At 70.6% G+C, this 17230-nt stretch carries 21 protein-coding genes and 1 tRNA gene; 4 read left to right on the top strand and 18 right to left on the bottom strand.

The features are described from left to right. Nucleotides 1–13 precede the first annotated feature (13 nt). The 4 genes from BIV24_RS14815 to BIV24_RS14830 form a co-directional block, all read right to left on the bottom strand. Nucleotides 14–487: a PPOX class F420-dependent oxidoreductase gene (locus BIV24_RS14815; protein WP_071366757.1), complete on the bottom strand. Its 474-nt coding sequence runs from the start codon at nucleotides 485–487 to the stop codon at nucleotides 14–16. A 53-nt stretch (nucleotides 488–540) separates the two neighbouring features. Next, nucleotides 541–1362, bottom strand: coding sequence for a YceI family protein (locus BIV24_RS14820; protein ID WP_071366758.1), 822 nt, complete (start codon nucleotides 1360–1362; stop codon nucleotides 541–543). 109 nt (nucleotides 1363–1471) lie between these two features. Beyond that, nucleotides 1472–3925 carry an MFS transporter gene (locus BIV24_RS14825; RefSeq protein WP_071366759.1) on the bottom strand — a complete coding sequence of 818 codons (2454 nt, stop codon included), beginning with the start codon at nucleotides 3923–3925 and terminating at the stop codon, nucleotides 1472–1474. 93 nt (nucleotides 3926–4018) lie between these two features. Continuing rightward, nucleotides 4019–4519 carry a MarR family winged helix-turn-helix transcriptional regulator gene (locus BIV24_RS14830; protein WP_071366831.1) on the bottom strand — a complete coding sequence of 167 codons (501 nt, stop codon included), beginning with the start codon at nucleotides 4517–4519 and terminating at the stop codon, nucleotides 4019–4021. 310 nt (nucleotides 4520–4829) lie between these two features. Here BIV24_RS14830 and BIV24_RS14835 point away from each other — a divergent pair, with 310 nt between their 5' ends. Beyond that, nucleotides 4830–5024 carry a hypothetical protein gene (locus tag BIV24_RS14835; protein ID WP_071366760.1) on the top strand — a complete coding sequence of 65 codons (195 nt, stop codon included), beginning with the start codon at nucleotides 4830–4832 and terminating at the stop codon, nucleotides 5022–5024. A gap of 87 nt (nucleotides 5025–5111) precedes the next feature. Next, the gene (locus tag BIV24_RS34405; protein ID WP_071366761.1) at nucleotides 5112–5291 is read left to right on the top strand and encodes a hypothetical protein; all 180 of its coding nucleotides are present in this window, start codon (nucleotides 5112–5114) and stop codon (nucleotides 5289–5291) included. A gap of 287 nt (nucleotides 5292–5578) precedes the next feature. Here BIV24_RS34405 and BIV24_RS14845 read toward each other — a convergent pair whose 3' ends face one another. The 8 genes from BIV24_RS14845 to BIV24_RS14875 form a co-directional block, all read right to left on the bottom strand. Then, on the bottom strand, nucleotides 5579–6490 hold the full coding sequence (locus tag BIV24_RS14845; protein ID WP_071366762.1) for an RNA polymerase sigma factor SigF: 912 nt from the start codon (nucleotides 6488–6490) through the stop codon (nucleotides 5579–5581). Between the two features lie 245 nt (nucleotides 6491–6735). After that, nucleotides 6736–7719, bottom strand: a complete 984-nt coding sequence (locus BIV24_RS14850) for an RNA polymerase sigma factor SigF (protein ID WP_071366832.1) — start codon at nucleotides 7717–7719, stop codon at nucleotides 6736–6738. Nucleotides 7720–7925: 206 nt separating this feature from the next. After that, on the bottom strand, nucleotides 7926–8219 hold the full coding sequence (locus BIV24_RS14855; RefSeq protein WP_071366763.1) for a Dabb family protein: 294 nt from the start codon (nucleotides 8217–8219) through the stop codon (nucleotides 7926–7928). Nucleotides 8220–8265: 46 nt separating this feature from the next. Next, nucleotides 8266–8442: a hypothetical protein gene (locus BIV24_RS34410; RefSeq protein WP_177198722.1), complete on the bottom strand. Its 177-nt coding sequence runs from the start codon at nucleotides 8440–8442 to the stop codon at nucleotides 8266–8268. Between the two features lie 539 nt (nucleotides 8443–8981). Further along, nucleotides 8982–9066, bottom strand: a tRNA-Ser gene (locus BIV24_RS14860). Nucleotides 9067–9136: 70 nt separating this feature from the next. Continuing rightward, nucleotides 9137–9565 (bottom strand): tRNA adenosine(34) deaminase TadA, encoded by a 429-nt coding sequence (tadA, locus tag BIV24_RS14865; RefSeq protein ID WP_245766817.1) that lies wholly within the window; start codon nucleotides 9563–9565, stop codon nucleotides 9137–9139. A 66-nt stretch (nucleotides 9566–9631) separates the two neighbouring features. Then, a complete protein-coding gene (locus tag BIV24_RS14870; protein ID WP_071366764.1) occupies nucleotides 9632–10165 on the bottom strand; it encodes a tRNA adenosine deaminase-associated protein in 534 nt (177 codons plus the stop codon). 271 nt (nucleotides 10166–10436) lie between these two features. Then, nucleotides 10437–10622, bottom strand: coding sequence for a hypothetical protein (locus BIV24_RS14875; protein ID WP_071366765.1), 186 nt, complete (start codon nucleotides 10620–10622; stop codon nucleotides 10437–10439). A 160-nt stretch (nucleotides 10623–10782) separates the two neighbouring features. Between BIV24_RS14875 and upp the strand changes: the two genes are divergently transcribed. Then, nucleotides 10783–11418 carry a uracil phosphoribosyltransferase gene (gene upp, locus BIV24_RS14880; protein ID WP_071366766.1) on the top strand — a complete coding sequence of 212 codons (636 nt, stop codon included), beginning with the start codon at nucleotides 10783–10785 and terminating at the stop codon, nucleotides 11416–11418. A 71-nt stretch (nucleotides 11419–11489) separates the two neighbouring features. Here the strand turns inward: upp and BIV24_RS14885 are convergent, their stop codons facing one another. From BIV24_RS14885 to BIV24_RS14905, 6 genes are all read right to left on the bottom strand, one after another. After that, nucleotides 11490–12140: a LytR C-terminal domain-containing protein gene (locus tag BIV24_RS14885; protein ID WP_245766809.1), complete on the bottom strand. Its 651-nt coding sequence runs from the start codon at nucleotides 12138–12140 to the stop codon at nucleotides 11490–11492. A gap of 128 nt (nucleotides 12141–12268) precedes the next feature. Next, nucleotides 12269–12565: a type II toxin-antitoxin system VapB family antitoxin gene (locus BIV24_RS14890; RefSeq protein WP_003986294.1), complete on the bottom strand. Its 297-nt coding sequence runs from the start codon at nucleotides 12563–12565 to the stop codon at nucleotides 12269–12271. 284 nt (nucleotides 12566–12849) lie between these two features. Beyond that, nucleotides 12850–13002: a hypothetical protein gene (locus BIV24_RS34415; RefSeq protein ID WP_177198723.1), complete on the bottom strand. Its 153-nt coding sequence runs from the start codon at nucleotides 13000–13002 to the stop codon at nucleotides 12850–12852. 51 nt (nucleotides 13003–13053) lie between these two features. After that, a complete protein-coding gene (locus tag BIV24_RS14895) occupies nucleotides 13054–13404 on the bottom strand; it encodes a hypothetical protein (protein ID WP_071366768.1) in 351 nt (116 codons plus the stop codon). Between the two features lie 103 nt (nucleotides 13405–13507). Then, entirely contained in the window at nucleotides 13508–14185 is a 678-nt protein-coding gene (locus tag BIV24_RS14900; RefSeq protein ID WP_071366769.1) for an HdeD family acid-resistance protein, read from the bottom strand. Nucleotides 14186–14326: 141 nt separating this feature from the next. Then, nucleotides 14327–15313, bottom strand: coding sequence for an ArsR/SmtB family transcription factor (locus tag BIV24_RS14905; protein ID WP_071366770.1), 987 nt, complete (start codon nucleotides 15311–15313; stop codon nucleotides 14327–14329). A 183-nt stretch (nucleotides 15314–15496) separates the two neighbouring features. Between BIV24_RS14905 and BIV24_RS14910 the strand changes: the two genes are divergently transcribed. Continuing rightward, on the top strand, nucleotides 15497–16885 hold the full coding sequence (locus BIV24_RS14910) for an alpha/beta fold hydrolase (RefSeq protein WP_079168265.1): 1389 nt from the start codon (nucleotides 15497–15499) through the stop codon (nucleotides 16883–16885). Nucleotides 16886–17230: the final 345 nt, after the last annotated feature.

Here is a 17230-nt window from a genome sequence, read left to right on the forward strand (position 1 = left end):
TCCGGCGCGGTGGTCAGTCCTCCGAGGCCACCAGGCGGGCCGGGAAACCGCCCGTCGCCACCGGGCCCCATCGCACCGGAGTCACCCGGATGATGGCCTTGCCCTGCTTGATCATGGCCTGCCGGTACTCGTCCCAGTCCGGGTGCTCGCCCGCGATGTTGCGGTAGTACTCGACGAGCGGCTCGACGGAGTCCGGCGGGTCGATGACCTCCGCCGTGCCGTCGATCTGCACCCACGGCCCGTTCCACTCGTCGCTGAGCACGATCAGGCTGACCCGCTCGTCCCGCTTGGCGTTGCGGGTCTTGGCGCGCTCCGGGTAGGTGGAGACCACGATCCGCCCCGAGTCGTCGACCCCGCAGGTCAGCGGGGACCCCTGAGGGCTCCCGTCGGCCCGCCGCGTCAGCAGGATCGCGCGGTGGCGGGGTCGTACGAAGTCCAGCAGCTCGTCCAGCGTGACGGCGGTGTTGGTCGCGATGTTCGGTGCCATGGGGGCAGCCTAGGGGGCGGACCGGCCCGCACAGAGTGACCCCGCCGGGGGTGCTACGCCTGCGGCAGCGACTCGCCCTGCACCGCCTGGATGTCCAGCTCCACCTTCAGCGTCGTGCCGATCGCGGCGATGCCCGCCTGGATCACCTGGTTGTAGTTCATGGCGAAGTCCTCGCGGCGCAGTTCCGTCGTCGCGCGGAAGGCCGCGCGGGTGCCGCCCCACGGGTCGGAGCCGGTGCCGAGGTAGGCGAGGTCCAGATCCACGGGGCGTACGACGCCGTGCAGGGTCAGTTCGCCGTGGACCCTCCAGCGGTCCGAGCCCGCCGCGGTCAGGCCGGTCGAGCGGTAGGTGATCTCCGGGTACCGCTCGATGTCCAGGAAATCGGCCGACCGCAGGTGGGTGTCGCGCATGCCGTTGCCCGTGTCGATGGACTCGGCGCGGATGACGGCGTCGACGCGGGACTTCTCCACCTCGTCCGGGGCGATCTCGATGCGCCCGGAGAACTCCGTGAACCGGCCGTGCACGCTGGAGATCCCGAGATGCTGCGCGACCGCGCCCACCGAGGAGTGGGCCGGGTCGATCGTCCACGGGCCGGGCGGCGGCAGCTCGGTACCGCCCTGCCGGGCGAGCGTCACCGTCCCGATCTCGGCCCGCCCGCTCGCCGTGACGATCGCGGTGGACGCGGCGGGCGCGTACCCGACCGCGGTCACGATCACGGTGTAGGCGCCGGGCGCCAGCGCGGTCGTGTCCCGTACGACCCCGTCCCCGTCGGCCTCGGCCCGCAGCACCTGCGTACCGGTCATATCGGTCACGGTGACGACCGCGTGCGACACGGCCCATCCGTCCCGCGTACGGATCCGTGCGGTCAGTCCCATCGTGTGGTCTCCCTCGAAATCCTTGAATGTCCCCGTAGAGGGGTCAAAAAAGTCCGGCTCACGGGGGCGCACCTCCGCTCAGAGCGCGCCCCCACGAGCCGGGGTCTCCTTACTCGCCCGGGTGGGCCAGTTCGACGTCGTGGTCGTCGACGACGCCGCCGGACACGGTCAGCGCGGTGGCCACCGGCGGGTAGCCCGTCGCGATGACGGTGTACTCGCCGCTGTCCAGGTCGGTGAAGGCGTACGCCCCGTCCGTGCCGGTCGTGGCCGTGCCGACCACATTGCCCGCAGCGTCCACCAGCGTCACGCGGGCGTCCGCGAGGGGGCCGTGCGGAGCCCGTACGACGCCCTGGACCTGGGCGCCGGCGTCGAGCTCGACCTCGATCCGGGTGACCCCGGTGCCGCCCACCTCGACGGGCAGGGCCCGCGGCCGGAAGCCGGCGGCGTTCACCGCGACCGTGACGGAGCCCGGCACCATCTCGGTGAAGGAGAAGTCGCCCTGCTCGCCGGTGGTCCCGGTGGCCAGCAGGTCACCGCGCACGTCGGTGACGATCACCATCGCGTCCTTGACCGGCCGCGCGGTCCCGGCGGCCCGGACGACACCGCTCAGACCGCTGGTGCCGCTGAGCAGGATGTCGTACGCCACCGGCTCCGTGTTCACGACGATCGTCGAGGCCTGCGGCTGGAAGCCGTCGGCGGAGGCGATCAGGACGTACGAACCCGCGCCCGGCGCGTCCACCGCGTAGGAACCGTCGGCCTGGGCGACCGAGCGGCCCAGCTGCCGTCCCCCGAGGGAGATCAGCGTGACGGCGGCCTGCGGGACCGGCGCGCTCTCGGCGCCGCGGACGAAGCCGCGGACCGGGACGCCGCCGGACGACGCGGACTCACCCGGCGTGGCCACTGTGGCGACCGCGGCCAGCTTCTGCGTGCCCTCGGGACCGGCCGGGACGGACGAGGCGGCGGCCCAGCTCGGGACCGTTTCCTCGACGGGGGTGGAAGCCTCGGCGGTGGCCGTCGGCGCCTTCTGCGGCTCGGACTCGGACGACGCGGCCTGTGCCAGTGCACCCGACGTCTTCAACGGGACCTCCTTGATGAACAGGGTGATCGCGAAGGCGAGGAACGCCATACCGGCCGCGATCAGGAAGACGTCCGCGATGCCGTGGCCGTACGCGCTCTCCATGACCGTGCGCAGCGGCGCGGGCAGCTTGTCCATGTCTGGGATGGAGCCGCCGGAACCCGAACCCGAGGCGAGGTGCGCGTACTTGGGGCCGAGGTCGGTGAGGCCGTCCTGGACGTAGTGCGTGATCCGGTTGGCCATGACCGCGCCGAGCGCGGACACACCCACCGCACCGCCGAGGGACCGGAAGAAAGTGACCGTCGAGCTGGCCGAGCCCAGATCGGTGGGCGCCACCTGGTTCTGCGTGCACAGCACCAGGTTCTGCATCATCATGCCGACGCCGAGGCCCAGCAGCGCCATGAAGACGGCCACCTTCCAGTAGGCCGTGTCGTAGCGGATCGTGCCCAGCAGACCCAGGCCGGCCGTCACCAGGACGCCACCGGTGACCAGCCAGGCCTTCCACTTGCCGGTCCGGGTGATGATCTGGCCGGAGACGGTGGAGGAGATGAACAGACCGCCGATCATCGGGATCGTCAGCACACCCGACATCGTCGGGGACTTGTCCCGCGCCAGCTGGAAGTACTGGGCGAAGAAGACCGTGCCGGCGAACATCGCGACACCCACGAAGAGCGAGGCGAGCGACGAGAGGGTGATGGTGCGGTTGCGGAAGAGGCGCAGCGGGATGATCGGCTCGCTGGCCCTGGACTCGACGAGAACGAAGATCGCGCCGAGGACGATCGCGCCGGCCACCATCGTGTACGACTGCCACGACAGCCAGTCGTACTTGTCACCGGCGAAGGTGATCCAGACCAGCAGCAGGCTGACCGCGGCGGAGATGAAGAACGCGCCGGCCCAGTCGACCTTCACGTCCCGCTTCACCACGGGCAGGTGCAAGGTCTTCTGCAGCACGATCAGGGCGATGATCGCGAAGGGCACGCCGACGTAGAAGCACCAGCGCCAGCCGAGCCACGAGGTGTCGGTGATGACGCCGCCGAGCAGCGGGCCACCGACGGTGGCGACGGCGAAGTTGGCACCGAGGTAGCCGGAGTAACGGCCGCGCTCACGCGGCGAGATCATCGCGGCCATGACGATCTGCGCCAGTGCGGACAGACCGCCGCTGCCGATGCCCTGGACGACACGGCAGGCGATGAGCATGCCGGGGTTCTGCGACAGACCCGCGGCCATCGAGCCGAGGACGAAGATGACCAGGGCTATCTGGACGAGCGCCTTCTTGCTGTACAGGTCCGCGAGCTTGCCCCACAGCGGGGTGGTCGCGGTCATGGCCAGCAGCGAGGCGGTGACGACCCAGGTGTAGGCCGACTGGCCACCGCCGAGGTCACCGATGATGTGCGGCAGCGCGTTGGAGACGATCGTGGACGACAGGATCGCCACGAACATGCCGAGCAGCAGCCCGGAGAGGGCCTTCATGATCTGTTGGTGCGTCATCGGAGCACCGTCCGGGGAGCCTCCCCCGTGCTTGGCGTGAGCCCGCACACCGGCTGGTGTGGTCGTTGCCATGGGCTTCCTTTTCTACGTTTCTTATGCGGGTGTACGGGTGGTCTGGTCAGCAACGGACTCCGCGGGTGCGACCTGCTCGGGCCGGGGTGTGGAGCGGCAGTCGCCGAAGCTCTCCCGCAGCCGTGCCATGAGCTGGATGAGCAGGGCGACGTCCTCGTCGCTCCAGTCGCTCAGCCGCTCGGCGAGCAGCTCGGTGACGCGCCGGCTCAGCTCGTCGAGCTGGGCACAGCCGGGATCCGTCAGGCGCAGGATGCGGGAGCGTTTGTCCGCCGGGTCGGGGAAGCGTTCGATCCAGCCGCGGTCCGCGACGTGGGCGACATGGCGGCTGGTGACCGACATGTCGACGGAGAGCAGCTCGGCGAGCTTGCTCATGCGCATGTCGCCGTGGCGGCCGAGCAGTGTCAGTACGGCGGCGGAGCCGCCCGGGCAGTCGGGCGGCAGGATCCGCCCGAGGTCCCTCTTCACGGCTCCGATGGCGCTGAGCTGGCGTGCCAGCTCCTCGTACTGCGCCCGCGCGGCCATCATGCCTCCCAGTTTCGTTGCTTGAGGCAACCATAAAGAGAGTTGGTTGCTACAGGCAAATAAAACAGAACTGGGCGGACTAAAAACTTGGCAAAGGCAAGTATTGGCGAACGTAAACATGCAGATGGATGGGGGCGGGGCGGGTGGCATCGGCTGGTCCGGTGCTCGAGGGTGAAGCCGCCCGGGCCGAAGCGGGCCTGGCAGTGGTGGCCCCGGTGGGTGAGCCCCACCGGGGGGTGCCCACGCGATGCGGCGTCAACGAGGAGCCCGCACTTGGGCAGTTCCCGTGTATTCGCTAGGGTCTCGGGCCATGGCTAACACCCAGGGACCCCAGGGCAACTACGACCCCGCGGGCAACACCCAGATGTTCCGCGCCTTCGTCGACGAGGCCCCGCAGGGCGGCCCGCAGCAGCAGGCTTCGACCGGCCCCCGCATCGGCCTGATCGTCGGTGTTCTCGCCGCCGTCGTGATCGTCGCGGCGGTCGCCTGGCTCGCGCTGAAGTAAGAAAGAGTGGCGTCGCCCGGCTCACACCGACATGGCGTGGGCGGGGCGAGGCCTCATGTCCACTGGACGGACACGTCCCGCGTTTGGATGCGCACGCCCGACGGCGCGTGCCAGGCGTCGAAGCGTGCCGCCCAGATCTTCGTCGTCGGCGCCCCGCAGGCGATCACCGCCGGCGGCACTTCGGTGGACCCGATCGTCGCCCGGTCGATTCCGGGTGCCCCGAAGGTCGCCGTGCCCGAACGCGCCGCACTGCCTGCGGTGTCGTGAAGGGCGACGTCCGCCTCTATCGCCACTGCTGATCCGTGGCCGCGGGGCACCGGCTCACCCTGTCGAGCAGGGCCGGGCCACCGAGTGGCGTACGAAGGGAAGTTGCCGCCGAAACCACGTGCGTCCGCCCGGACGTACGAAGGCCGTCGAGGTGTCGACCACGACCCCTCGACGGCTTTCGCAACCACGACACTCGAATCGTTGCGCCCGTGTATCGGACGCCCGGTCACGACAGATCCTCCGAGTGAACTGAACTGCTTCGCAGGCCCGTTGGCCCGTCCGGCGGCTCAGTCGGAGATCAGGCCCTCCCTCAACTGGGCCAGCGTGCGGGTCAGTAGCCGGGAGACGTGCATCTGCGAAATGCCGACCTCCTCGCCGATCTGCGACTGCGTCATGTTGGCGAAGAAGCGCAGCATGATGATCTGCCGCTCGCGCGGCGGGAGTTTGGCCATGAGTGGCTTGAGGGACTCGCGGTACTCCACGCCCTCCAGCGCGCTGTCCTCGTACCCGAGCCGGTCCGCGAGCGAACCCTCGTTGCCGTCGTCCTCGGGAGCCGGGGAGTCCAGAGAGGATGCCGTGTACGCGTTGCCGACCGCGAGGCCGTCGACCACGTCCTCCTCCGACACGCCCAGCACGGAGGCGAGTTCGGGGACCGTCGGGGAGCGGTCCAGCTTCTGGGACAGCTCGTCGCTGGCCTTGGTGAGGGCCAGACGCAGCTCCTGGAGGCGGCGCGGCACCCGTACCGACCACGACGTGTCCCGGAAGAAGCGCTTGATCTCACCGACGACCGTCGGCATCGCGAACGTCGGGAATTCGACGCCCCGTTCGCAGTCGAAGCGGTCGATCGCCTTGATCAGCCCGATCGTGCCGACCTGGACGATGTCCTCCATCGGTTCATTGCGGCTGCGGAAGCGGGCGGCCGCGTAGCGCACGAGCGGGAGGTTCAGCTCGATCAGCGTGTCCCGGACGTAGGCGCGCTCCGGGCTGTTCTCGTCGAGTGCGGCCAGTCGCAGGAAGAGGGAGCGGGACAGGGTGCGGGTGTCGATGGCTTCGGAGGACGGGAGGGCCGGAGCCTCTGGAGCCGGAGGGATCTCGGCGCTCGGGAGGTCCTGAGGGGCCTGAAGGCCCGGAAGCACGTCGGTGGCGGAGTCGCTCTGCGTGAGCGTGAGCACCTTCGAGCTGCCCTGGTCTGCGGACATGCCACCCCCTTTGGGTCGCGGGACGGTCGCGGCGGACGCTCCCGTCGGAGGAACGCAGCCTCCACCTGAATACCGGCCGCGAGGCTGCGGCAAACGCGCTTCCGGAAGGATGTCACATGTCGGCAACGCGCTGTAGTGACATGTCGACACAAGAGAGCCGAATGCGCCCTGGTTGGAGGGGGTCTGATGGTCTTTCAGTGGAGAACTGCCGGGAAAAGCTGTCGCGGGTGATTCGCTCGCGTGAGTTATGCGTCGATCCTGTTTGCGGATCGAAGTCGCGCGAAGCTTCTGGCGAGGAGCCTTGACACATGCATCTGTGAGACGCCCAGTTCGGCGCTGATCTGTGACTGGGTCAGGTTGCTGTAGTAACGCAGCAGCAGGATCCGCTGCTCCCGCTCGGGCAGTTGGACGAGCAGATGCCGTACGAGGTCGCGGTGCTCGACTCCGTCGAGCGCGGGATCCTCGTAGCCGAGCCGGTCGAGCAGGCCCGGCAGCCCGTCGCCCTCCTGGGCCGCTTCCAGCGAGGTGGCGTGGTACGAGCGGCCCGCCTCGATGCAGGACAGCACCTCCTCCTCGGTGATGCGCAGCCGTTCGGCGATCTCGGCGGTGGTGGGGGAGCGTCCGTGCGCGGTGGTCAGGTCCTCCGTGGCGCTGTTGACCTGCACCCACAGTTCATGCAGCCGCCGCGGGACGTGGACGGTGCGGACGTTGTCGCGGAAGTAGCGCTTGATCTCGCCGACGACGGTCGGCATCGCGAAGGTCGGGAACTGCACGCCGCGGTCGGGGTCGAAGCGGTCGATGGCGTTGATCAGGCCGATGGTGCCGACCTGGACGACGTCTTCCATGGGCTCGTTGCGGGAGCGGAAGCGGGCGGCCGCGTAGCGCACGAGCGGGAGATTCGCCTCGATGAGCGCCCCGCGTACGCGGCAGTGCTCCGGCGTGCCCGGCTCCAGCTCCTTGAGTTGGGTGAAGAGCACCTGTGTGAGAGCCCGGGTGTCGGCGCCACGGCGCTTCCGGGAGGCGTCCTGAGAGGTGTCCGCGGAGGCGCCCTGAGAGGTGTCCGCGGGGGCGCCCTGAGGGGTGTCCGCGGGGGCGCCCTGAGGGGCGTTCGAAGAGGCGGTGGCCGGAGCGGATGCCTGGGGCTGTGCGGGAGCCGTGGCGGAGGCCTGGGGTCCGTCGGGAGCCGGGGCCGGAGCCTCGTCCTGGGGCGGCGCACTACTGGCCGACACGGTCAACGCCACCTCTTCATCCGTCCACACATCCGTCAATGCACCGCCAAAAGCGGTCATAGCATCACAAGAGATGGACACAGTGTGCAAGTACCGCATAACCCCGTGTTGAAAGAGAGTTGGGGCCTATGACATAGGGGAGCCCCCCACCGGTCCGGTGGAGGGCTCTTCGGGCGGTGTCGCCCGGAATCGGTGCGCGGTGTCGCTCAGATTTCGTAATCGGCGATCACCCATGTGGCGAACTCACGCCACAGCGCGACACCCGCCTGGTGCTTCGGGTGCTCGATGTACCGCCCCAGCGCCGCCGCATCGTCGACCGCCGAGTTGATCGCGAAGTCGTACGCGATGGGCCGGTCGCTGATGTTCCAGGCGCACTCCCAGAATCGCAGCTCGTCGATCTGGTCGCCGAGGGCCTGGAAGGCGCGTACGCCCTCCACCACGCGCGGGTCGTCGCGCTGGACGCCCTCGTTGAGCTTGAAGAGGACCAGGTGGCGGATCACGGGCGCTCCCAGAGGTGTGGCGACAGCCGCCCGGCCGCGGGGAGTCTCACTTGGCTCCGTCGGCGACCCACGACATGAAGTGGCCGATGGCCTTGGCGGCACTCGAAATGCCCTCGAACCCTATCTGCACGTAGCCGGCGGCCTTGGCCGGGTCGGTGATGATTATGTAGAGCACGAAGACGACGATCACGTACAGCGCGATCTTCTTTCCCTGTACCGCCACCGCGGCCTCCCCCCGTCTTCTGTGCCCCGCGGGGCCTGGTTCGCCGGCGGCGAGTGTAACCCGCCCAGGTGTTCGGGGACTCGCAAATGATCACGTATGCACCATGTCCTCATGCGGTGCGTCCCTTTATGGCCTCCAGGGGTCCCTCCTCGGCCCCTAGGGACCAATGGCCCAACGGCCGGGGCCATTCGTCCGCCCGCCGGCGCGGGCGCAGGCGGCAGGATGGGGCTGCCCACCGGATCTGGCAGGAGTCGGGGGGTCGGGGAGAGGCCCCCACTGCGGGGTCCGCGCCGCGGGCTTGCCCAAGGCGCGGCGCGGGCTTGGGGTCCTCTCCCCACCGGGGAGGCGGTGTGTTCCCCCGCGTCTGCCTCCCCATCGGTCGCGCCGTTCCCCGTGGCTTCCTCTGTGGCGGACAGGAACCCGGTGAATCGGCGGCGCAGGGTGGTGCGTACTATCCGACGCACCACCCTGCGCCGCCGGCGCGGGCACATATGCCGAACGCACGAAGGGCCCCGTCTTGTGACGGGGCCCTTCTTCAGCGGTAGCGGAGGGATTTGAACCCTCGGTGACTTGCGCCACACTCGCTTTCGAGGCGAGCTCCTTCGGCCGCTCGGACACGCTACCGAGGGAGACCCTACCCCAAGGTGGGCCGTGCTCCGAAATCCGTTTCCGGGGATCGCCCGGGGTCGGGGGCTCAGCGGTTGCGGAAGAAGTCCGTGAGGAGCCGGGCGCACTCGTCGGCGAGCACTCCTTCGATCACCTCCGGGCGGTGGTTGAGGCGCCGGTCGCGTACCAGGTCCCACAACGACCCGGCGGCGCCGGCCTTCTCGTCGCGCGCGCCGTAGACCACCCGGTCCACCCGGGACTGCTGCAGCGCGCCCGCGCACATCGTGCAGGGCTCCAGGGTGACGACGAGCGTGCAGCCGGACAGCCGCCACTCGCCGAGTGCCGTTGCGGCCCGGCGGAGCGCGAGGACCTCCGCGTGGGCCGTCGGGTCGCCCGTCGCCTCGCGCTCGTTGTGGCCGGTGGCGAGCACCGAGCCGTCCGCGGACAGCACCACGGCGCCGACCGGCACATCACCGCCCTTGGTGGCGCGACCGGCCTCGTCCAGGGCGAGCCGCATCGCGGCCCGCCACCGGTCGCGTACCGGATCAGCGGTCGGTGTCCTGTCTTCGATCACCTGGCGCACCTAGCGGACGGTCTCCAGGACGTCCGAGGCACCCAGGGCGTCGGCGATCGCGGTGAGGGCGTCTTCGGGGTCCAGAGTGCGCAGCTGCTTCTCGTCGACACCGAGGTCGTCGAGGATCTCGCTGTCGCCCACGGGGCCGTGCGGCACGGCGGTGTCCGCTTCCGCACCGTCCTCGTCGTCGGCGCTCTCGGGCTCACCGTCTTCCGTGCCGTCCAGGTCGAGGGAGTCCAGGTCGGTGTCGTCGTCGCTGGGCTCCCTTCCGAGCAGTTCGTCCGTGAGCAGGATCTCGCCGTACGAGCTGCGGGCTGCGGCCGCGGCGTCCGAGACGTAGATACGAGGGTCGTCCTCGCCGTCCACGCGGACGAGTCCGAACCACGCGTCCTCCTGCTCGATGAGCACGAGCACCGTGTCGTCGTCGACCGAGGTGTCGCGGGCCAGGTCGGTCAGATCCGACAGGGTCTCCACATCATCGAGCTCTGTGTCGCTCGCTTCCCACCCGTCTTCGGTGCGCGCGAGCAGTGCGGCGAAGTACACCGTGACTCTCCCACTGGTCAGAGGCGTGCCGGTTGGGGGTCCCCCCGGCGGAGGTTGTGGGCGGGGAGTGCTTCTCCGAGCCCCACCCACCCGGAATCGTGGCAGAAACAAGGCGTTCAAGGGATGTCTTCGGCTCCCTGTGTCTGGCCGTTTTGATCGCGGATACTCCGATCAAGGCACTCCACTCACCAGCGCACTCATTGCCGCCATCAGCGGATCGTACGCGGCCCGGGGCCGTGTGGTCGTACAACCACCCCGGACGGCCGCGTCGCTACCAGCGGAAGGTGCGCATACGCATGGCGCGGCGCAGGCGCGCGACCTTGGCCCGGCGGGGCTGGACGCGGGCGCGCAGCTCCCGTGCCTCCGCGAGTTCACGCAGGAACCGGGCCCGGCGCCGCATGCGCTCGGCGTCTGTCTCCCGCGCTTCGCGGTCCTCGTGGGACTCCCGGTCCGGCATAGGCACACCACTCCATTGCATCCCTCTCACTTTCCCTCCGATGGGGGGTAGGAAGCCAGAGAGGGGTCGGATCCTGGACGAACCGGTTCCGCGCGGGGTGGTGGTGCCCTGCTCCTACGGGCGGCGCGGCGAGTGTGCGGGGCCCGGCTAGTGTGGGGGCATGCGTCTCCATGTTGTCGACCACCCCCTCGTCGCCCACAAGCTCACCACGCTGCGCGACCAGCGCACCGACTCCGCGACCTTCCGTCGGCTCGCCGACGAGCTCGTCACCCTGCTCGCCTACGAGGCCACGCGGGACGTGCGCACCGAGCAGGTCGACATCGCGACGCCGGTCGCCCGGACCGCAGGCGTCAAGCTCTCCCATCCGCGCCCGCTGGTCGTGCCGATCCTGCGCGCCGGCCTCGGCATGCTCGACGGCATGGTCCGGCTGCTGCCGACCGCCGAGGTCGGCTTCCTGGGCATGATCCGCAACGAGGAGACGCTCCAGGCCTCCACGTACGCGACGCGCATGCCGGAGGACCTCTCGGGTCGCCAGGTGTACGTCCTGGACCCGATGCTCGCGACCGGCGGCACGCTCGTCGCGGCGATCCAGGAGCTGATCAAGCGTGGCGCGGACGACGTGACCGCGGTGGTCCTGCTCGCCGCCCCGGAGGGTGTCGAGGTCATGGAGCGCGAACTGGCGGGCACACCGGTCACGGTCGTGACGGCCGCCGTGGACGAGCGCCTCGACGAGAACGGCTACATCGTGCCGGGCCTGGGGGACGCGGGGGACCGGCTGTACGGAGCGGCGGAGTAAGTCGCGTTCGGGGCGGGGTGCGGTTCTCGTACGACGACCGCACCTGCGCCCTCAGACCGCGCAGGAGGGCCTCAGCAGCTCTTCTTGCCGCCCTTGCCCGCCGACGGGGACGGGGACGGTGACGACCCGGTCAGCGTCGCCAGGGCCTTGTCCGCGTCCGCCTTGCTTGTCAGCGACGTGAACCTGTCGCCCAGGACCAGGTCGACGGCGGTGTTCGTGCGGGTGTCCGTGCGGCGGTCGGCGGTCGCGAGCTGGGTGCCCAGGACCGGCAGCGAGGTGCCGAGGGAAGCCTTGGGGCCGATCAGTAGCCCGACGCCCGTGACCTTCTTGTCGTACTCCTGCGTCGCGTTGCCCACGTCGCCGATGCGGAAGCCGCGCTTCTGCAGTTCGTCCGCAGTCTCCTTGGCCAGGCCCGAGCGGGGCGTGGCGTTGAGGACGTTGACGGTGATCTGGGCGGGCGCGGGCAGTGCCCTGGCGGCGGTCGTGGGCGCCGCGCTCGGCTTAGCGCAGTTCACCTTCGAGCCGGCCGCCGAGGTCTTGCCGCCACCCGTGAAGACGTCGATGAGCTGCAGGGTCCCCCAGCCGGCCAGTCCGAGCGCGGCCACGGACGCGACGATCGCGAACACGAGCCTGCTGCGGCGCCGGGGTCGGCGCATCCGCGGGTACTTGTCCCCCGTGATCCGGTACTGGCCGCCCATGCCGGGAGGAGTCAGCATGCTCATGGGCGCAGCGTAGTGCGCCCTGGCTGCAATGCCTACTAAATGATCTTTGGCTGCGGCTCAGTCCAACCCGAAAGGACCAAAGGGCCCCACGGACGGGCCCATGTCCGGTGAACCGGGTCCGGGAGAGGTCAGCCGAGTTCGAGGACCCTCGCGTGCAGGACCTGCCGCTGCTGAAGCGCTGCGCGGACCGCACGGTGGAGGCCGTCCTCCAGGTACAGGTCGCCCTGCCACTTCACGACGTGCGCGAAGAGGTCGCCGTAGAACGTCGAGTCCTCGGCGAGCAGGGTCTCCAGGTCCAGTTGCTGCTTGGTCGTCACGAGCTGATCGAGGCGGACCGGGCGCGGCGCGACGTCCGCCCACTGCCGGGTGCTTTCCCGGCCGTGGTCGGGGTACGGCCGGCCGTTTCCGATGCGCTTGAAGATCACACGGAAAGCCTACCGGCCAAGACGTTCCGGGCGCAGCCATGGCGACGGAGTGCGAGGCCGGAAAACACGCGGTAATTGGGGGCGAAGCGGGATAGGTTGCCGCGGAATGTGCGACGGCGGGACCGTATCGAGGGCCGTCGCCCCGAGCGCGCGGAGCGTTTCCGCGTCCGGCTGCCGTCGTACGCGCCGATCCGCAAGATCACCCGTTCGGTTGCCGGGCGAGGCGGGGCGATCGGCGGGGGAGGGCGGCTGCCCGGTGCGGGGCAGCCGTCGTGCGCTGCGCGCTACTCGCGGTCCCCGTCCCGCGGGAGGGCCGGAAGGGCTTCCTCCGGGGTCTCGTGTTCGGGCTCGGTTTTCGGTTTCGGTCGTGGCTTCGCACTGCGTGCGGCCTCGGCCCGCAGCAGGGCGAGCAGGACCGCGTACGGATCGCTCGGCATGTCGGTGTCCTCGTGTCGCTGCGAGAGGTGGCGTTCGTGGAGCCGGACCTGTCAGCACAGGAGGACGACGGTGCGCAGGGCGTACAGCGCGGAGGAGCACGGCGCGGGTCCCGGGGCGGGCAGGAGGAGGCCGTCCGGCGGGGACGGCGGCCAGGCGTCGAGCCGCGGCACCGGCCGCGGCGGCGCGAGGGTCCGGTGGCCCGAAAGGCCCGCGGGACGCAGCGCGGTGGCGAGCGCGTCGTGCTCCGCGTCGCACGCCTGAGCCGTGGACACCGCGAAGGACCCGTCCTCCACCGCCTCCGCGTGCGTGCCGGCCGCGAGCAACAGCGCGACGAGCACTGAAAGCACCCGCAGCCAGGCGTACCGACGAGCGGTGCGGGGGTGCTGCGGGGCGGGGCTCACGAGAGGGCATGTGCCCGCCACGCACGCACCGTTCAGCGTGTCGACACCGAGAATCGCTCTCTCGAGCTACCTGTGGGGCGCGAAATTGACGTGGTGCACCGGTTCACGCCGTACGCGGGATCCGCTGCGCACGGCCGTGGAGCCGGAGCGCCGTGACGATCTCGACGATGGCGACCGCGACCAGCCACCAGCCGGCGACCAGGGTGAGCACGGCGATCGAGGTGAACGGCGAGGTGATCAGCACGATCCCCGCGATGAAGGTGACGACGCCGAGGAAGGCCTGCCAGCCGCGCGAGGGCATGGCGGGGTCGTGGGCGGCGGCCAGGGTGTGGGTGATCCCGCGGATCAGCCAGCCGATGCCGATCCACAACGCGAGCAGCAGGATCGACTCCAACTGGCCCCGGAAGCAGAACAGGCCCAACAGGATCGACAGGGCACCGCTGATGAAGGCCAGGACACGCAGCGAGGTCGCCTTGTGCGTGCCGAAGGCGGCCGCCAACTGGAGCACACCGCTGATGATGAGGTAGATGCCGAAGATGACCCCGGCGACGAGCAGGGACGGGCCCGGCCAGGCCAGGACCACGATCCCCAGGATCAGGGAGGCGACGCCGGTGGCCAGGACGACCTGCCAGGCGGTGCGGGAGAGGGTGTGCAGGAACCCCTCGAAGGGTGGCTCCATGTCGCCCGGGTGCGGGGTGGGCGCGTGCGTGTCACGCGCGGCATGGACGCGGCGGTCGTCGTATTCCGGCCCCCAGGAGGAGCCGCTCGGTGCGTCGGTCATGATCCATGCTTGGACCGGGCACGGGCGCCCCGCCACCTCGGGCGGTCCACCCGGCTGACGGCTGCCGGCCAGCGGCCTTGGTGCCTTCGCCACGGCTGAGGGCACGGACCGTGCCGCACGAGGTGGTACCGCGAGCCGTGTCTAACCGGTTTCCGTCAGCCGGGAACCCGCCGACGTGCGGCGATAGAGCACCGCTCGCCCGGACCGGGCGCGGGCGACGAGACCCGCCTGGTGCAGCACGCCCAGGTGGTACGACACCGTGGCAGGGCTGAGGAAGTGGCCTGCCGCGAGCTGTGCGGTGGACGTCGGTCGCGCCAGCGCCGCGAGCAGCCCTGCGCGGGTGGGGCCGAGCAGTCTGGCCAGCTCGGCGGTGGGGGCGGTCGGCGCCGTGGCCCTGTCACGCGCGGGGTAGGCCAGCAACGGCGGCCTCCGTTCGCCCTGCACCGGGTCCACGGCCACGCCCGGCCCCGGCGCCACCAGCGACGGCACCATGACCACCAGGGGCACGTCCAGCCTCACCGTGAACCGGCTCTCGACGCGCAGCGTGCCGTCGGCCCACCGGATGCCGGGGTGCAGCGAGTTGAAGAGTGCGGCCGCGCCGCGCCGGGCCAGCACACCGGCGCACCGGTCGACCTCCGATTCCAGGGCGGTCCTCGCGGCCTCCCAGTGCGGGGCGAAGGCCAGGTCCCAGTAGCGCCGCAGTTCTTCTGCGGCCTGCCGGGCGACATGTCCACCACCCCGGGCCATCGCCCGCCGCACCTCCGGGAGCAGCTCCGATCCGGCCAGGCCGTTGCACGGGCGGCCGTCGCGCAAAGCCCTCAGCTCGCTCAGGACACGCTCGGGCGGGGTGGACCGGACCCGCTCCAGTTCCTCCTCGACGGTGGGAGCCGACCCGGACGGGTGCGGATTGAGGAAATCCGGCACGTAGCCGCCGCCGTCCAGGGCCAGCTCGGACAGCAGCGGCAGCCGTGCCCGGCGCAGCACGCGCCGGGCACGCGCGACCCACGGATCGGCGTTCGAGCCCTGGCGCAGGCCCCACGGGAGCAGCGTCGCCGAGACCTCGTGCAACGGCGAGATCGCGAAGCGGGAGCAGGCCAACCCTGTGGCGTCCATGGTGAGTTCGATCATGGCCCCCGCTGCCTCTCGTCCGTGATGCCTTCGAACCTGCTCGAATCGTGGCACGGAAGCTCGCCTTGGCGGGCATGCTCGGCCAGTCTGGTGGCCCACGGGGACGAGGGTGCGCTCGGGCGCGAGGGATGCGGGGGGCTGCGGGGGATGTGGGGAACACGGAGGGGCCGGAAGGTACGGGGGATGCCAAGGCCCGGAGTGCCGGCGGCGCTCGCACTGGCCGCCGCCGGCGTGCTGACGCTGTCGTGTACGTCGACGGCGCAGGACCGGGCAGCCGCGGCGCCGGCCGGGGGGAGCGGGGGACTCTCCGGTGCCGCGGCCTGCCCGGGCCTGGACGGCTTCAGCTGCGCCATGCTCACGGTCCCGCTCGCCCACGGCGGCGGCGTGCCGGGTCGGCTGCGCCTGAAGGTCGCGATGGCGGACAACACAAAGGCCCCGAAGGGCGTACTGCTGTTCCTGACGGGCGGTCCGGGGCAGCCGGGTGTGCCCTTCGTGGAACGGATGAGCCAGCGGTTGGCTCCGGTGCTGAAGGACTACCGCCTCGTCATGATCGACCAGCGCGGCACCGGCGCGGGCGCGCTGCAATGCCCGCAGTTGCAGCAGGAGATGGGGTCGTCCGATCTCACGCCGCCCACCACGCGGGCGGTGACGGACTGCGCCGCGGACATCGGCCCGGACCGCCGTTTCTACGGTACCGGTGACACGGTCGCCGACCTGGAGCTGCTGCGCCGGGCACTGGGCGTGCGGACGATGACGCTCGACGGCGTCTCGTACGGCACGTACACCGCCGAACGGTACGCCCTGGCGTACCCGCAGCACGTGGCGCGGCTGGTGCTGGACTCGGTGGTGCCGCAGACCGGATACGACCCGATGGACCGTGCCGCCCTGCGCGCGGCGCCGCGCGTGCTGACGGCGGCCTGCGAGGCGACCGGCTGCACCACGGACCCGGCGGCGGATCTGGCCGAGGTGGTGCGCAGGTACGACAACGGGGTCGACGTGATCGATGCCCTGACCACCTGGGAGTTCGTGGACCCGGACTACGCGGCGATGATCGGCGCCCTGCATACGGCGGCGGGCGGCGACCCCGGGCCGCTGCGGGGCCTGATCGCGGGCGTACGGCAGGGAAGCGCGGCGAGCGCGGAGGAGCTGAGCCAGGGATTGCACGCCTCGACGCTGTGCCTGGACGGGCGCTATCCGTGGGGCAGGTCGGACACCCCGGTGGCGGGGCGGCGGGCGGCGCTGGAGAAGGCGGGCGCGGAGCTGACACCGGCCGACTACGGCCCCTTCGACGCGGCCACGGCGACGGGCCTCGGTTCGATGCTCGGCTGTCTGCACTGGCCGCGTACGCCGGTGCCGCCGCTGCCGCCGGAGCACCGCCGGCTTCCGGGTGTACCGGTACTGCTGCTCGGCGGGGACCGGGACCTGTCGACGCCGCTGGAATGGCTGTACGACCAGAAGAAGCTGACACCGCGGGCCCGGGTCGTGGTGGTGCCGGGTGCGGCGCACTCGGTGCAGAGCAGGGCCGACGGCACGGGCCGTCAGGCGGTGTTCGACTTCCTCTCGGAGCGCTGATCGGGAGCCGCCCGGAGCCGGCGGAAAACCAACTGCGACGGAAAGTGGAAGGGAACACGACGAGGGCCCCGACCGGTGAACCGGTCGGGGCCCTCGTCTGCCCTGCTGGGCGGCTGCGGAGGATACGAGATTCGAACTCGTGAGGGGTTGCCCCCAATACGCTTTTCAACTGTTCGTCCGGCTGTCCGCTGGCGGTCACGTGCGTCCTGACCTGTGGCTGAGCGGCCCGCAGGCTTGGCTTCGAACGGCGCTGGACGGGGGTGAATGCAACCAGAACTGCAACCATCGCCACTTGGTTGGGTCGGTTGCCTGAACCCCTTCCGCGACCACCGACGAGTGGTGCCG

Source organism: Streptomyces colonosanans, assembly GCF_001866645.1.
GTDB lineage: Bacteria > Actinomycetota > Actinomycetes > Streptomycetales > Streptomycetaceae > Streptomyces > Streptomyces colonosanans.

Bases quoted from the DNA above. Each gene is read 5' to 3' on its own strand.
- BIV24_RS14815 (WP_071366757.1), bottom strand. From the start codon at position 487: ATGGCACCGAACATCGCGACCAACACCGCCGTCACGCTGGACGAGCTG.
- BIV24_RS14820 (WP_071366758.1), bottom strand. From the start codon at position 1,362: ATGGGACTGACCGCACGGATCCGTACGCGGGACGGATGGGCCGTGTCG.
- BIV24_RS14825 (WP_071366759.1), bottom strand. From the start codon at position 3,925: ATGACGCACCAACAGATCATGAAGGCCCTCTCCGGGCTGCTGCTCGGC.
- BIV24_RS14830 (WP_071366831.1), bottom strand. From the start codon at position 4,519: ATGGCCGCGCGGGCGCAGTACGAGGAGCTGGCACGCCAGCTCAGCGCC.
- BIV24_RS14835 (WP_071366760.1), top strand. From the start codon at position 4,830: ATGGCTAACACCCAGGGACCCCAGGGCAACTACGACCCCGCGGGCAAC.
- BIV24_RS34405 (WP_071366761.1), top strand. From the start codon at position 5,112: ATGCGCACGCCCGACGGCGCGTGCCAGGCGTCGAAGCGTGCCGCCCAG.
- BIV24_RS14845 (WP_071366762.1), bottom strand. From the start codon at position 6,490: ATGTCCGCAGACCAGGGCAGCTCGAAGGTGCTCACGCTCACGCAGAGC.
- tadA (WP_245766817.1), bottom strand. From the start codon at position 9,565: ATGCGGCTCGCCCTGGACGAGGCCGGTCGCGCCACCAAGGGCGGTGAT.
- BIV24_RS14875 (WP_071366765.1), bottom strand. From the start codon at position 10,622: ATGCCGGACCGGGAGTCCCACGAGGACCGCGAAGCGCGGGAGACAGAC.
- upp (WP_071366766.1), top strand. From the start codon at position 10,783: ATGCGTCTCCATGTTGTCGACCACCCCCTCGTCGCCCACAAGCTCACC.
- BIV24_RS14885 (WP_245766809.1), bottom strand. From the start codon at position 12,140: ATGAGCATGCTGACTCCTCCCGGCATGGGCGGCCAGTACCGGATCACG.
- BIV24_RS34415 (WP_177198723.1), bottom strand. From the start codon at position 13,002: ATGCCGAGCGATCCGTACGCGGTCCTGCTCGCCCTGCTGCGGGCCGAG.
- BIV24_RS14900 (WP_071366769.1), bottom strand. From the start codon at position 14,185: ATGACCGACGCACCGAGCGGCTCCTCCTGGGGGCCGGAATACGACGAC.
- BIV24_RS14905 (WP_071366770.1), bottom strand. From the start codon at position 15,313: ATGATCGAACTCACCATGGACGCCACAGGGTTGGCCTGCTCCCGCTTC.
- BIV24_RS14910 (WP_079168265.1), top strand. From the start codon at position 15,497: ATGCCAAGGCCCGGAGTGCCGGCGGCGCTCGCACTGGCCGCCGCCGGC.